Annotated in this window: 12 protein-coding genes and 1 pseudogene; 2 read left to right on the forward strand and 11 right to left on the reverse strand. The window is 70.3% G+C overall.

The genetic code is table 11. The annotated features are described in order from the left end of the window. The 6 genes and pseudogenes from gltX to BGN97_RS02065 all read right to left on the reverse strand — a co-directional run. A pseudogene (gltX, locus tag BGN97_RS02040) lies at positions 1–1,381 on the reverse strand (glutamate--tRNA ligase); the annotation flags it as partial. A gap of 44 nt (positions 1,382–1,425) precedes the next feature. Beyond that, the gene (locus BGN97_RS02045; RefSeq protein WP_292697595.1) at positions 1,426–2,715 is read right to left on the reverse strand and encodes an MFS transporter; all 1,290 of its coding nucleotides are present in this window, start codon (positions 2,713–2,715) and stop codon (positions 1,426–1,428) included. Further along, positions 2,712–3,488 carry a fumarylacetoacetate hydrolase family protein gene (locus BGN97_RS02050; protein ID WP_292697597.1) on the reverse strand — a complete coding sequence of 259 codons (777 nt, stop codon included), beginning with the start codon at positions 3,486–3,488 and terminating at the stop codon, positions 2,712–2,714. The genes BGN97_RS02045 and BGN97_RS02050 overlap by 4 nt, the downstream gene beginning before the upstream one ends. A gap of 26 nt (positions 3,489–3,514) precedes the next feature. After that, positions 3,515–4,603, reverse strand: a complete 1,089-nt coding sequence (locus BGN97_RS02055) for a branched-chain amino acid aminotransferase (RefSeq protein WP_292697598.1) — start codon at positions 4,601–4,603, stop codon at positions 3,515–3,517. Between the two features lie 46 nt (positions 4,604–4,649). Beyond that, positions 4,650–5,699, reverse strand: coding sequence for a 3-isopropylmalate dehydrogenase (locus tag BGN97_RS02060; protein ID WP_292697599.1), 1,050 nt, complete (start codon positions 5,697–5,699; stop codon positions 4,650–4,652). A gap of 118 nt (positions 5,700–5,817) precedes the next feature. Then, entirely contained in the window at positions 5,818–7,362 is a 1,545-nt protein-coding gene (locus tag BGN97_RS02065) for an MFS transporter (protein ID WP_292697600.1), read from the reverse strand. Positions 7,363–7,462: 100 nt separating this feature from the next. Between BGN97_RS02065 and BGN97_RS02070 the strand changes: the two genes are divergently transcribed. Then, a complete protein-coding gene (locus tag BGN97_RS02070) occupies positions 7,463–8,023 on the forward strand; it encodes a TetR/AcrR family transcriptional regulator (RefSeq protein ID WP_292697601.1) in 561 nt (186 codons plus the stop codon). 5 nt (positions 8,024–8,028) lie between these two features. Here BGN97_RS02070 and BGN97_RS02075 read toward each other — a convergent pair whose 3' ends face one another. The 5 genes from BGN97_RS02075 to BGN97_RS02095 all read right to left on the reverse strand — a co-directional run bounded on the left by BGN97_RS02075 (position 8,029) and on the right by BGN97_RS02095 (position 12,421). After that, on the reverse strand, positions 8,029–9,255 hold the full coding sequence (locus BGN97_RS02075) for a sigma-70 family RNA polymerase sigma factor (protein WP_292697603.1): 1,227 nt from the start codon (positions 9,253–9,255) through the stop codon (positions 8,029–8,031). Between the two features lie 14 nt (positions 9,256–9,269). Further along, positions 9,270–9,635 (reverse strand): YciI family protein, encoded by a 366-nt coding sequence (locus BGN97_RS02080; RefSeq protein ID WP_292697605.1) that lies wholly within the window; start codon positions 9,633–9,635, stop codon positions 9,270–9,272. Between the two features lie 179 nt (positions 9,636–9,814). Beyond that, positions 9,815–11,434 carry a phosphoglycerate dehydrogenase gene (gene serA / locus BGN97_RS02085; RefSeq protein ID WP_292697607.1) on the reverse strand — a complete coding sequence of 540 codons (1,620 nt, stop codon included), beginning with the start codon at positions 11,432–11,434 and terminating at the stop codon, positions 9,815–9,817. A 130-nt stretch (positions 11,435–11,564) separates the two neighbouring features. Then, positions 11,565–11,918 (reverse strand): hypothetical protein, encoded by a 354-nt coding sequence (locus BGN97_RS02090; protein ID WP_292697609.1) that lies wholly within the window; start codon positions 11,916–11,918, stop codon positions 11,565–11,567. Beyond that, positions 11,915–12,421 (reverse strand): DNA polymerase III subunit gamma/tau, encoded by a 507-nt coding sequence (locus BGN97_RS02095; RefSeq protein ID WP_292697611.1) that lies wholly within the window; start codon positions 12,419–12,421, stop codon positions 11,915–11,917. The genes BGN97_RS02090 and BGN97_RS02095 overlap by 4 nt, the downstream gene beginning before the upstream one ends. A gap of 72 nt (positions 12,422–12,493) precedes the next feature. On the opposite strand from BGN97_RS02095, the gene BGN97_RS02100 reads away from it, so the two are divergent. Continuing rightward, positions 12,494–13,246: hypothetical protein (locus BGN97_RS02100; RefSeq protein ID WP_292697613.1), on the forward strand; the 753-nt coding region annotated here is incomplete at its 3' end.

Consider the following 13,246-nt stretch of genomic DNA (forward strand, 5'->3'; position numbering starts at 1 on the left):
CGACGCGCGGCTTCAGGCCGAGTTCGTCGACCAGCTTCGCCGAGAGCGCCGTCTGCACGGCATCCGGGGTGAACTCCTCCACGGGCTCGAGCGCGGCGACGCACGCGGCGAGGACCTCGGCGGCGTTCGCGGGCAGACCCTTCAGGGCTTCCGCCTCGTAGGTCACCTCGTCGGTGAACAGGAAGCCCAGCATGCCGGGCGCCTCACCCAGCAGCTGCATGCGCTCCTGCACGAGCGGCGCGGCGCGGAACGCCAGGACGATCTGCTCGTGCGTGGGCTCGGCCGCGCCGAACACGCCGGCATCCGCCAGGTACGGCAGCATCCGCTCGGCGAAGTCCTTGCCGTCCAGCTGACGGATGTGGTCGCCGTTGATCGACTCGGCCTTCTTCTGGTCGAAACGGGCCGGGTTCGGGTTGACGTCGACGATGTCGAACGCCTGGATGAACTCCTCCAGCGAGAACACGTCGCGGTCGGGGCCGATCGACCAGCCCAGCAGCGCCAGGTAGTTCAGCAGACCCTCGTGGATGAAGCCGCACTCGCGGTGCAGGAACAGGTCGGCCTGCGGGTCGCGCTTGGACAGCTTCTTGTTGCCCGTCTCGCCGAGCACCAGCGGCATGTGCGCGAAGCGCGGCACGAAGTCGGTGACACCCGCCTTGGTCAGCGCGTCGTACAGCACCAGCTGGCGGGCCGTGGAGGGCATGAGATCCTCGCCGCGCAGCACGTGGGTGATGCCCATCAGCGCGTCGTCCACCGGGTTCACGAACGTGTACAGCGGCACACCGTTCGGACGCACGATCACGTAGTCCGGGAACGAACCCGCGGGGAAGGTGACCTCGCCGCGGATCAGGTCGACGTAGGTGAGGTCCTCATCCGGGACGCGCAGGCGCAGTGCGGGCTGACGCCCCTCGGCACGGAAGGCCGCCTTCTGCTCCTCGGTGAGATCGCGGTCGAAGTTGTCGTAGCCGAGCTGCTTGGCCCGGCCGGCCGCCTCATTGCGCGCGTCGATCTCCTCGGCGGTGGAGAAGCTCTCGTACACGGCACCGGTGGCCTTCAGCTTCTCGATCACCTCGGCATAGATGTCGTGACGCTGCGACTGCCGGTACGGCGCGTGCGGGCCGCCCACCTCGACGCCCTCATCCCAGTCGATCTTCATCCAGGTGAGCGCGTCGACCAGCTGCCGGAAGCTCTCCTCGCTGTCACGGGCGGCATCGGTGTCCTCGATGCGGAAGATGAGCTTGCCGCCGTTGTGCCGCGCGTACGCCCAGTTGAACAGGGCGGTGCGCACCATGCCGACGTGCGGCAGGCCGGTGGGCGAAGGGCAGAAGCGCACGCGGATGTCGGATCCGGTGGCGGTGGTGGTGAGGGGGTGCACAGTAGCCATATCCCCTCGATTCTATCGGGGGCGGATGCTGCGGCCGAGACGGCTCAGGCGGCCGCGGCCAGGTCGGTCTTGGCCGCCGTCTCGCGGATCCGTCCCAGCGGCGAGAGCGCCGTGATCGCGATCACGAACACCAGCGCCACGATCCCGAGCCCGGCGTAGTCGAAGGTCGTGAGGACCCAGCCTGCGGCGGCTGCGCTCGCTGCCGCGGTGAGGCTCATCAGCGAGTCGCTGATGCCCTGACGGCGGGGCCTCATCGTGACCGTCGACGACTCCGTGAGCAGCGCGGCCCCGGCGACGGTCGCGGCGCTCCAGCCGAGTCCGAGCAGAATGAGGGCGATCATGACACCGGCGGGGGTGCGGCCGGCGAAGATCGCCGTCAGCAGCGACGCGGCCAGGACGGCCTGCCCGAGCAGGACGACGCGCACGCGTCCCCAGCGGTCCGAGAGGATGCCGAACACGGGCGAGAGCCCGTACATGCCGGCCACGTGCAGTGCGATCGTGATGCCCACGAGAAGTGTCACATCCGTGCTCGACGGCATGCTGCCGTGCGCTCCGTGCGCCATGTGCGACAGGTGGATGGGAGTCATGGCCATCACGGAGGCCATCACGGCGTGCGATCCGGCCACGGCGAACATCGCGTACCGGGCCACGACCGGGCGGTCGACGCCGGTTCCGAGCGGCGACGCGGTCGTGGTCGTCCTCGCCAGATGCAGCGCGGTCAGCAGCGGGTCCGGTCGCATGGCGACGAGGTACAGGATCAGGGCGGCGATCTGCGCGACCAGCGAGAACAGGTACGAGCCGGTCAGGGGCGGCATCCCGATCGCGTGGCCGAGAGCCTCGCCCGGTGTGAGCAGCAGCGGACCGGTGACGCCGCCGACGGTCGTCGACCACACCACCACCGAGAGGTCCCTCGCGCGGTGGGCGGGAGCAGCCAGATCTGTCGCGGCGAACCGGGACTGCAGGTTTCCCGCATTGCCCATGCCGATCATGATGATGCCGATCAGCAGCAGCGGGAACACCCGCGTCGCTGCCGCGGTGATCACCGTGGCCACCCCGATCAGCGCCAGCAGGTTGCCTGCGGTCAGCGAGAGCCGGCGGCCACGGCGGGCCGCGAAGCGGGCCAGCGGGATGGCGAAGGCCGCGGCCCCGAGGGTGACGGATGCCGTCGCCAGTCCCGACAGCGCGTCGCTGCCGGAGAGGTCCGCGGCCAGCAGGGCGCCGAGGGACACCGTGGCCCCGAAGGCGATGCCGCCCAGCACCTGGCCGAGCGAGAGGATGCGGACGGTGCGGCGCTGGATCGCCGCGAGCTCGTCGAGGGTGAGCGCGGCGCTCACGAGACGGGGACCGCGTCGCGCACCGGGTTGCGCAGGGTGCCGATGCCGGAGACCTCGACCTCGATCGTGTCGCCCGCGACGACCGGTCCGACCCCCGCGGGGGTGCCGGTCATGATCACGTCGCCCGGGAGCAGCGTGAACGCCGCCGAGGCGTAGGCGATGATGTCGGCCACGGAGTGGATCATGTCGGTGAGGGGCGCCTGCTGGCGCACCTCGCCGTTGACGCGCGTCTCGATGCGGGCGGATGCCGCGTCGAACTCGGTCTCGATCACCGGCCCCAGCGGGCAGAAGGTGTCGAAGCCCTTGCCGCGCGTCCACTGCCCGTCCTTGCGCTGGATGTCGCGGGCGGTGAAGTCGTTGCCCACGGTGTACCCGAACACGTAGTCGAGCGCATCCTCGGCCTTGACGTTCTTGGCGATGCGCCCGATCACCACGACCAGCTCGCCCTCGAACTCCGTGCGCTCCGAGATCGCCGGGCGGAGGATGGCGTCGCCCGGACCGATCACCGAGGTGTTCGGCTTCAGGAACAGCAGCGGCTCCTCGGGCGCCACGTTGCCGAACTCGGCGGCGTGCTCGCGGTAGTTGCGCCCCACGCACACGACCTTGGAGCGCGGGATCACGGGCGCCAGCAGCGCGGCATCCGCGAGCGGCACCCGCTCCCCCGTCGTGTCGAATCCGGCGAACATGGGGTCGCCTGCGAGCACGACCAGGTCGCCCTCGTCGACGATGCCGAACCGGATGCCGTCACTGTGACTGAAACGTGCGATCTTCACCCGGACAGCCTATCCGCCGCCGGGCCTCAGGCGTCGAGGCGGAGCAGCCAGCCGTGCTTGTCCTCGCGGCGGCCGTACTGGATGTCGGTGAGCTCCTCGCGCAGCGACAGCGCCAGGTCGCCCAGCGGCTGCGCATCCTCGAAGCCGTCGGCGACCAGCGCGCCGATCGGGGTGACCACGGCGGCCGTGCCGCAGGCGAACACCTCGACGATGTCGCCGGATGCCACGCCCTGACGCCACTCGTCCAGCGAGACCGGACGGCGCTCGACGGTCAGACCGCGGTCCTCGGCGAGCTGCAGCAGCGAGTCACGGGTGATGCCTTCGAGAATCGAGTCGGATTCCGGCGTGACGACGCGGCCGTCCTTGTACACGAAGACCACGTTCATGCCGCCGAGCTCCTCGACGTTGTCGTCCTGGTCGAGGAAGACGACCTGGTCGCAGCCCTTCTCGTACGCCTCGGCCTGCGGGAGCAGGCTGGAGGCGTAGTTGCCGCCGGTCTTGGCCGCTCCCGTGCCGCCCTTGCCCGCGCGGGCGTAGTTCTCGCTCAGCCAGATGCGCACCGGCTTCACGCCGCCGGAGAAGTAGGCGCCGGCGGGCGAGGCGATCAGGTAGTAGGCCACCTTCTTCGCCGGGCGCACGCCGAGGAACGCCTCCTTGGCGAACATGAACGGCCGCAGGTACAGGCTCTGGTCGGCGCCGGAGGGCACCCAGGCACCGTCGACCGCGACCAGCTCGCGGATCGACTGGATGAAGTGCTCGGTCGGCAGCTCCGGCAGCGCCAGGCGGCGCGCGCTGCGCTGCAGGCGGGCGGCGTTGCGGTCGGGACGGAACGTGTGCACCGAGCCGTCGGCGTGGCGGTAGGCCTTGATGCCCTCGAAGATCTCCTGGCCGTAGTGCAGCACGGCGGCCGCGGGGTCGAGCGAGATCGGGCCGTAGGGCTGCACGCGCGGACGGTGCCAGCCGCCGTTCTCGGACCAGCAGATGTCGACCATGTGGTCGGTGAAGTGCAGGCCGAATCCGGGGTTCTGCAGGATCTCCTCGCGCTGAGCCGGGCTCTTGGCGGCGAGGTTCTTCGTGACGGCGAAGGTCAGAGGTGCGGTGGTGGTGTCGGTCATGTCTGTCCTCGATCGAATGCGGCGGCGATGCGCACGTACTGTCAGATTACGCCTGCAGCAGGGCGATCACGGCGTCGCCGGTCTCGCTGGTGCTGCGGCTGCCCGAACGGGTTGCGATGTCCTGCTCGACGGCGCGCTGCACGCGCGCGGCCTCGTCGCGCAGCCCGAGGTGATCGAGCAGCAGCGCGACGGACAGGATGGCGGCCGTGGGGTTGGCCTTCTGCTGTCCCGCGATGTCGGGCGCCGAACCGTGCACGGGCTCGAACATCGAGGGGAAGGCGCCGTCCGGGTTGATGTTGCCGGAGGCCGCCAGGCCGATGCCGCCGGTGACGGCGCCGGCGAGGTCGGTGAGGATGTCGCCGAAGAGGTTGTCTGTGACGATCACGTCGAAGCGCGCGGGATCGGTCACCAGGAAGATCGTGGCGGCGTCGACGTGCAGGTAGTCGACGGTCACGTCGGGGTGCTCGGATGCCACCTGGTCGACGATCCGCTTCCAGATCGCCCCGGCGTGCACGAGCACGTTGGTCTTGTGCACGAGCGTGAGCTTCCTGCGGCGGCGCTCGGCGAGGTCGAAGGCGTAGCGGACGACGCGCTCCACGCCGAACGCGGTGTTCACGCTGGTCTCGTTGGCCACCTCGTGCGGGGTGCCCTTGCGGATGCTGCCGCCGTTGCCGACGTACGGACCCTCCGTGCCCTCGCGGACGACCACGAAGTCGATCTCGCCGGGAGCCGCGAGCGGTCCGGGTGCGCCGGCGAACAGCTTCGAGGGGCGCAGGTTGACGTAGTGGTCGAGCTCGAAGCGCAGCTTCAGCAGCAGTCCGCGCTCGATGTTGGCATCCTTCAGCCGCGGATCGCCCGGCACTCCGCCGACGGCACCCAGCAGGATCGCGTCGTGCGAGCGGATCGCGTCGAGGTCCGCATCCGTCAGCGTGTCTCCGGTCGCGAGGAAGCGGTCGGCGCCGAGCGAGAACGGCGTCTTCTCGAAGGTGACGTCGCTGCCCGCCGTGACTGCGTCGAGCACGCGCTCGGCCTGGGCGATGACCTCACGGCCGATCCCGTCTCCGGGGATGACGGCCAGCTTCACGACGCGCGACATGGGACTCCTCTGCACCACGGCCCGCCGCGCTGGTCGCCGCGGACACTGCCTTCCAGCGTAGCGGCGCACGCGCGCCGCTCCCGACCGTGAGTCACCGTCGGGAGTGGGCGGATGCGGGTCAGCCGGCCGAACCGTTCCGGGACGGCTTCAGCGTGGTGAGCGCCACGACGATCGCGCCGATCACCAGGAGCGCTCCGATGATGGAGGTCGTGACGACGCCCGAGCCGAAGGCTGCCGTCGCGGCATCCCACAGCGCCTCGCCCAGCCGGCCGGGCAGCTCCTGGGCGGCGGTGTAGGCGCCGGCCAGCGTCTCGCGAGCATGTGCGGCCAGCTCGGAGGGGACGCCGCCGGGGATCACGAGCGCACCGCGGTAGAACGCGGTGATGATGCCGCCGAGCACAGCCGTGCCGAGCACCGCACCCAGCTCGTAGGCGGTCTCGGAGACGGCGCTCGCGGCCCCCGCCTTCTCGGCCGGCGCATGAGCCAGGATCAGCTCGTTCGAGATGGTCTCGGCCGCCCCGATGCCGATGCCCAGCACCACGAAGGCGACCAGCAGCCATCCGACGCTGTTCAGGCCCGCCGTGGCGGCGACGATCAGGTAACCGAGCGCCGACAGAGACAGTCCGACAGGCACCACGATGTGCGGTGCGACCCGCCGCGAGACGGGCACGACGCCCAGACCCGCGATGATCATCGCCGCCATCCCGGGCACCAGAGCCAGGCCGGCGACCATGGGCGAGAGACCGATCACCAGCTGCAGCTGCTGCGAGACGAAGTACAGGAAGCCGACCAGCGCGATCACGCTCAGCAGGTTCACGAGGATCGCACCGCTGAAGCCTCCGCGGCGGAACAGCGACATGTCGAGCATCGGGTTCTCTGCGCGCCGCATCCGCCGCACGAAGAGGAAGCCGGCGAACACGCCGACGAGCAGGAAGACCGCCGCCGCCAGGTTGGGGCCGTCCACGGCGAAGGACTTGATCGCGAAGACCACCGGGATCATCGCCGCCATCGACAGCACGATGCCGATCGGGTCGATCCGTCCCGGGTTCGGGTCGCTGCTCTCGGGCAGCAGCCACAGGCCGCCGATCAGCAGCGGGACGAGCACGGGCACGGCGATGAGGAACACCGAGCCCCAGCCGAAGTGCTCGAGCAGGAAGCCGCCGACGACCGGCCCGAGTGCGGAGCCCGCCGAGAACGCCGACGCCCACACCGCGATGGCGAGACGCCGCTGATCGCGGTTGCGGAAGATGGAGCGCAGCAGCGACAGCGTCGAGGGCATGAGCATCGCGCCGAACACGCCGAGCGCTGCCCGCGCGGCGATGAGCAGCCCGGCCGAGGGGGCGAAGGCCGCGAGAGCGGAGACGGCCGCGAAGCCGGTGGCGCCGATCAGCAGCATCCGCCGCCGTCCGAACCGGTCACCGAGCACGCCCATCGTGACGAGCAGCCCGGCGAGCACGAGCGAGTAGACGTCGATGATCCAGAGCTGCTCGGCGCCGCTGGGCTGCAGCGACACCGAGATCTCGGGCAGCGCGAACGCCAGCACCGTGTTGTCGACCGACACCAGCAGTACCGGAAGCATGAGCACCGCGAGCGCGGCCCAGCCGCGCAGACCGACGCGGGGTCCGTCGACTCCGGTGAGGTCGATGGGTGCAGTGGCGGGCATGATGTCCTCCGATAACTTAACCGTCCAGCTGGTACAGTAACAGATGCCGGTCTGATCGGATGCTGTGCAGCCGGCGCCCGCGACGAGCAAGGAGTCCCCGATGTCCCGCCCTCCCCTGGCGCGCGAACGCGTGCTCGACGCCTATGAGTCCATCCTCATCGCGGACGGCGAGCGCGCCGCGACTCTCGACGCCGTCGCGAAGGCCGCCGGCGTCTCCAAGGGCGGCCTGCTCTATCACTTCGCGTCGAAGGACGATCTGGCCACAGGGCTCGCCGAGCGTCTCGCGGTGCTCACGAACCAGGACCTGGAGCGCATGCGGGAGGCGCCGGACGGCCCCGTCGCCTACTACATCCGCACCTCGGTGATGGAGGACGACGCCCTGGATCGGGCGCTCATCGCGACCACGCGACTGGCTCAGGGCGGCTCCGCCGCCGCATCCGCCGCACTGCGGGAGGTGCGCCGCCGATGGGCGGATGCGATCCGTCCGCACGTGCGCGACGAGACCGCTCTGGACCTGGTGATGCTGCTGAGCGACGGCCTGTACTTCAACAACTCGCTCTCCGAGCCCGCGGACGGGCGCGTCTCGGCAGACGACGGATTCGTGCCGACCGGTGCAGCGCTGGCGCGGCTGGTCGAGCTCGTCCGCAGCTCGACCGCCTGAGCACCCTAGGCGCCCACGGCGAGCAGCCGACGCTCCAGATGCCGGCGCACCGCCGGGTCCTCGGTGAGCCCGATCGCCTCACGCAGGTCGCGTCGTGCTCCTGCCGTGTCGCCGCAGCGGATGCCGAGCTCGCCGCGCACGGCGAAGGCCTGCGCCGCCAGTGGCCCCTGGAACAGCACCTCGTCCGCGTCCAGCTCCAGACGGACCCCCTCGGCCCCGATCCCCTCCGCATACCCGCGGGCGACGATCCTCGCCAGCCGCGCCGACGGCGATGGCCACTGCTCGACCAGTCCGTCGTAGAGCCGCGCGATCGACGACCAGTCCGTCGCCTCCCACGTCGGCGCGATCGCGTGCAGCCCGGCGATACCCGCCTGCAGCGCGAAGCGCCCCGTCCCGTGCTGCAGCGCACCCGTGGCGAGGCGCTCCCCCTCCGCGATCAGCCGTCGGTCCCACAGCGCCCGGTCCGCCTCGGCGAGGGCGACCAGTTCGCCCGAGGGGTCGACCCTCGAGGGACGCCGCGCCTCGGTGAGCAGCACCAGGGCGAGCAGTCCCTGCGCCTCGGCGTCGTCGCCCGCGATGCGCAGCGCGTCCCTGGCGAGGTCGACGGCGTCGCCGCAGAGCACGCGCCCCTCAGCGCTCGTCGGCGCCGCATAGCCCGTCGTGTAGAGCAGGGCGATCACGGACAGGGCGTCGGGCATGCGCGTGCGCACCTGCTCGTCGTCCCTCACTGCGAAGCGGATCTCGGAGTCGTGCAGGCGCTTCTTGGCGCGGGTCAGCCTCGCCGCCATCGTCGTCTCCGACACCAGCAGCATGGCCGCGACCTCGCGGGTCGGGACGCCGCACGCGAAGCGCAGCGCGAGTGCGAGCCTCGGCTCCTCCGGGAGGTCGGGATGGCAGACCGTCAGGATGAGCTCGAGCCTCTCGTCCCCGGTGAAGGAGAACGCGTCCAGATCGGCGTCGTCGACGATCCGGGCATCCGCCGCCAAGGTGGGCAGGGCACGGGCGGCGGTGCGCTCGCGCCGGATCGCGTCGACGGCGATACGGCGCGCCGCGGTGGTGATCCAGGCCGACGGCGCGCGCAGCTCCGCACCGGCCCTCTCCTGCGCGATGGCCCGGAGGAAGGCGTCCTGCACGGCGTCCTCGGCCAGCTGCAGGTCGCCGGTGTACGCGGTGACCGCCCCGAGGATGCGTCCCGCGTCGGCGCGGAACGCATCCTCGATGCGGCTCGTCATCGTCACCGCCTCGGTCAGCCCCGCATGGCCGTCATGTCGAGCACAGGGTGGACATCGAGCCAGCCTCCGGTGGGGACGAGAGCGGCGAGCTCCTTCGCCTGCTCGACCGAGTCGGCGGTGAAGGTGTAGAACCCGGTGACGACCTCGCGCGTCTCACCGAACGGGCCGTCCGTGTAGACGGGTCCGTCGGCGGAGGGCCGGATGCGGAACGCCTCGGACTGCGCACGCAGCGGCACTCCGGCCGTGAGGCGCTGCCCGGCCGCGGCGACCGCCGCCTGGAACGCCTTGTGACCCTCGAGGTCCGCGTCCAGCTGCGCCGGGGTGCGCGTGGAGTAGTCCCATTCGGGTTCGTGGATGATGATCATGTACTCGTCGGACATCGTGTCTCCTTCGTCGTGCGGGCGCGTGACCCGCTGAGGTGTCGAACACCGACATGACGTGCGGGCGCGCGGGAAATCGACAGCCCGGCTGGATTCTTTCAGAAGTTCTTCCCGGCCGGAACGGCGAACGACCCGCCCTCGGCTGAGGACGGGTCGTTCGGGGCGTCATGCGGCGCGGATCAGACCTCGGTGATCTCGATCTGGCGGAACAGGTCGGCGTCGATCGCGGCGCTCACGTCGGCGAGCAGCTCGTCGGTGACGGGCGAGTCGAGCGTCAGCACGCTGAGGGCCTGGGCGCCTGCGGCCTCACGGGCGATCTGCATGCCGGCGATGTTGATCCCCGCCTCGCCGAACTTCTGGCCGTACACGGCCACGATGCCCGGGCGGTCCGTGTACGTCATCACGACGTGGTGCTTCTCGATCGGGAGCTCGATCGCGTGCCCGTTGATGGACACCAGCTTCTCGATCTGCTTCGGGCCGGTCAGCGTGCCCGAGACGGCCAGCTGGCTGCCGTCGGAGAGGGCGCCGCGCAGCGTGATCACGTTGCGGTACTCCTCGCTGATGTCGTCCTGAAGCAGGCGCACGGCCACGCCGCGCTGCTCGGCCAGGAGAGGTGCGTTCACGTACGAGACGTTGTCGCTGACGATGTTGGTGAACACGCCCTTGAGTGCGGCGAGCTTGAGCACGCTCACGTCGTAGTCGTTCAGCTCGCCGTGCACCTCGACGTCGAGGCTGGTGAGCGGGGACTGCGACAGCGCGGAGAAGATCTGACCGAGCTTCTCGACCAGGGCGATGCCCGGACGCACGTACGGGTCGATCACGCCACCGGCGACGTTCACGGCATCCGGCACCAGGTCTCCGCCGAGCGCAAGACGCACGGAGCGGGCGACGGACACGCCGGCCTTCTCCTGGGCCTCCTCCGTGCTGGCCCCCAGGTGCGGGGTGACGACCACGTTCGGCAGGCTGAGCAGCGCCTGCGCGGTGCTGCCCTCGACCGGCGGCTCGGAGGTGAACACGTCGAGGCCGGCGCCGGCGATCTCGCCGGAGACGAGGGCCTCGTGCAGATCAGCCTCATCGATCAGCCCGCCGCGGGCGACGTTGACCACGTAGGCCGTCGGCTTCATGGCGGCGAACTGCTCCGCGGCGATCATGCCCGTGGTCTCGGGGGTCTTCGGCATGTGGATGGTGAGGAAGTCGGCCTCGGCGACCAGCTCGTCGAGCGACACGAGCTGCACGCCCAGCTGCTGCGCACGCGCGCTCGTGACGTAGGGGTCGTACGCGATCACGCGCATGTCGAAGGCGTTGAGGCGAGCGGCGACGAGGGCGCCGATCCGGCCGAGCCCCACGATCCCGACGGTCTTCTCGAAGAGCTCCGCACCCGTGAACGAGCTGCGCTTCCAGGCGCCGCCGGAGAGCGAGGCGTGCGCGGCGGGGATGCGGCGCGCGAGGCTGAGGATGTGACCGATCGTCAGCTCTGCGGCCGAGACGATGTTCGACGTCGGCGCGTTCACCACCATGACACCGGCGGTCGTGGCCGCCTTGATGTCGACGTTGTCGAGCCCGACGCCCGCGCGTGCGATGACCTTCAGCTTGGGCGCGTGCGACAGCGCCTCTGCGTCCACCTTGGTCGCGGAGCGGACCAGCACGGCATCCGCGTCGGCGAGGGCGGCGAACAGCGCCTCGCGGTCGGTGCCGTCGACGTTGCGCACCTCGAAGTCCGGCCCGAGCGCCTCGATCGTGGCGGGCGAGAGGACTTCGGCGATGAGAACGACGGGCTTGGATGCGGACTGGTTCGACACAGGTATCCTTCGGGGCAGCACACGGTGGAGGGGCAGTCGATGCGCCGCACGCCGGTGGGGGCGCGATCGGGACACACTTTACCCGAGCGGCATCCACGCTCCCGACCGTGTGACGCCGGGCGTCCCTCCGTCAGGAGCCGGTGAGCGCCGCCAGGTTGCGGATCACGTAGCTGAACGTGTTCAGCAGGAAGACCGCGCTGAGCCCCAGGCCCGCGAGCAGCACCAGGACGAGCGCCCCGATCGAGCGTCGACGGGTGGTGACCAGGACGACGGCGAAGACGACGGCCGTGACCACCGCGGGCAGCAGCAGAACCACCCATCCGTAACCCGACATCCCTCCGACGGAGAGCTGGATCGCGTAGAACACGGCCGTCCAGATGACGAAGGCGTACGCGAGACCGCCGAGACCGGTGAGGAACCCGCGGAGCGCGCTGCGCACGCGGCCGCTCCCCTGCATGCCGTCAGCTGCCACGTTCCCGCTCACAGGGCACCGCCTCCCCCGGACACGACGAACGGCCAGGGCACGAGCAGGGCCGCGCCCGCGATCAGCCAGACGATCCGCACCCAGTCCTTCGCCCCTCGGGTGACCACCAGGACGGCGACGAACCACAGTGCCGGTGCCAGCACCGCAAGCCACAGTGCCGCCTGGTACAGGAACGCGGGAAGCGTGAACATCACGGGCGCCTGCATCCCGACTCCGCCGATGACCCACCCGACGGTGTACAGGAGGTAGACGCCGCCGAGGATGCCGAGCGCGACCAGGGCCACGGTGCTGAGACCCTGCGGCTCGTCATCGTCTCCGGCATCCGTCGCCTGCACAGCCGACGGATCGGATGCCGCAGCCGGCGCGTCCGGCTGCTTCGGCGCGGAATCGGATCGCGGCGAATCCTGCGGCCGCCTCCTCCGGGGTCGCATCTCCGGACGGCGCGCTTCCAGCGCGTCGTCCCCGTCCCAGCTGAGGGCGTCGTCGTCGCCGTCGGATCTCATCCTTTCAGCGTACCGACGCCCGGCCCCGCTCCCCACTATGCTCAGGGCGACACCACTTCCGGGGAGGAAACCGTGGCAGAGAGCAAGAACAAGGACGTCCGGCCCGATGCCGAGGCGCCCGCGGAGCGCACCTGGGTGCCCACGGCCGAGGCGAAGAAGAAGGCGACCACGTTCCGGTGGATCGCGGCGGCGCTGTGGCTGGTCGCGATCGTCGGCGAGGCGGTCGGCATCTTCTGGCTGCTGAAGCAGCGCGTGGTCACGGGCGCCGACGGCACCCTCGTCCGCAATCCGGAGAGCGGACTCGTCGAGGCACAGGGAGCGACCACGACCTTCCCGCAGTGGGCGTTCATCAGCCTGCTCGTGCTGCTGGTCGTCATCGCGGCCCTGTCGACCACCGGCTCGATCCTGTGGAAGAAGGCCAACCACCTCGATCCTGCGAAGAAGTCCGACACCGTGCGCTTCTTCGTGCAGAACCAGCTCGGTGCGATCATCGCGATCATCGCCTTCGTCCCGCTGATCATCATGGTCTTCCTGAACAAGGACATGAGCAAGGGGCAGAAGACCACGGCGGGCATCGTCGGCATCGTGCTCGCGCTGCTCGCCACGTACATCGGCGTGGACTTCAAGCCCGCGTCCGTCGAGCAGTACACCGCCGACCAGTCCACCGTCATCCAGCTGCTGGGCAAGGACCAGGTCACCTGGGTCGCGGGCGGCTCGGTGTACCACGTGTGCGACCAGGTCTCCGACATCCAGACCGGCAGCGAGATCCAGACCGGCACCACCGCCGAGGCGGTCGCAGCCCACAAGGAGCGCCTCACGCTGAAG

It is taken from the genome of Microbacterium sp. 69-10 (assembly GCF_001897945.1).
Taxonomy (GTDB): Bacteria; Actinomycetota; Actinomycetes; order Actinomycetales; family Microbacteriaceae; genus Microbacterium.

Bases quoted from the DNA above. Each gene is read 5' to 3' on its own strand.
- BGN97_RS02055 (WP_292697598.1), bottom strand. From the start codon at position 4,603: ATGACCGACACCACCACCGCACCTCTGACCTTCGCCGTCACGAAGAAC.
- BGN97_RS02060 (WP_292697599.1), bottom strand. From the start codon at position 5,699: ATGTCGCGCGTCGTGAAGCTGGCCGTCATCCCCGGAGACGGGATCGGC.
- BGN97_RS02065 (WP_292697600.1), bottom strand. From the start codon at position 7,362: ATGCCCGCCACTGCACCCATCGACCTCACCGGAGTCGACGGACCCCGC.
- BGN97_RS02070 (WP_292697601.1), top strand. From the start codon at position 7,463: ATGTCCCGCCCTCCCCTGGCGCGCGAACGCGTGCTCGACGCCTATGAG.
- BGN97_RS02075 (WP_292697603.1), bottom strand. From the start codon at position 9,255: ATGACGAGCCGCATCGAGGATGCGTTCCGCGCCGACGCGGGACGCATC.
- BGN97_RS02080 (WP_292697605.1), bottom strand. From the start codon at position 9,635: ATGTCCGACGAGTACATGATCATCATCCACGAACCCGAATGGGACTAC.
- BGN97_RS02095 (WP_292697611.1), bottom strand. From the start codon at position 12,421: ATGAGATCCGACGGCGACGACGACGCCCTCAGCTGGGACGGGGACGAC.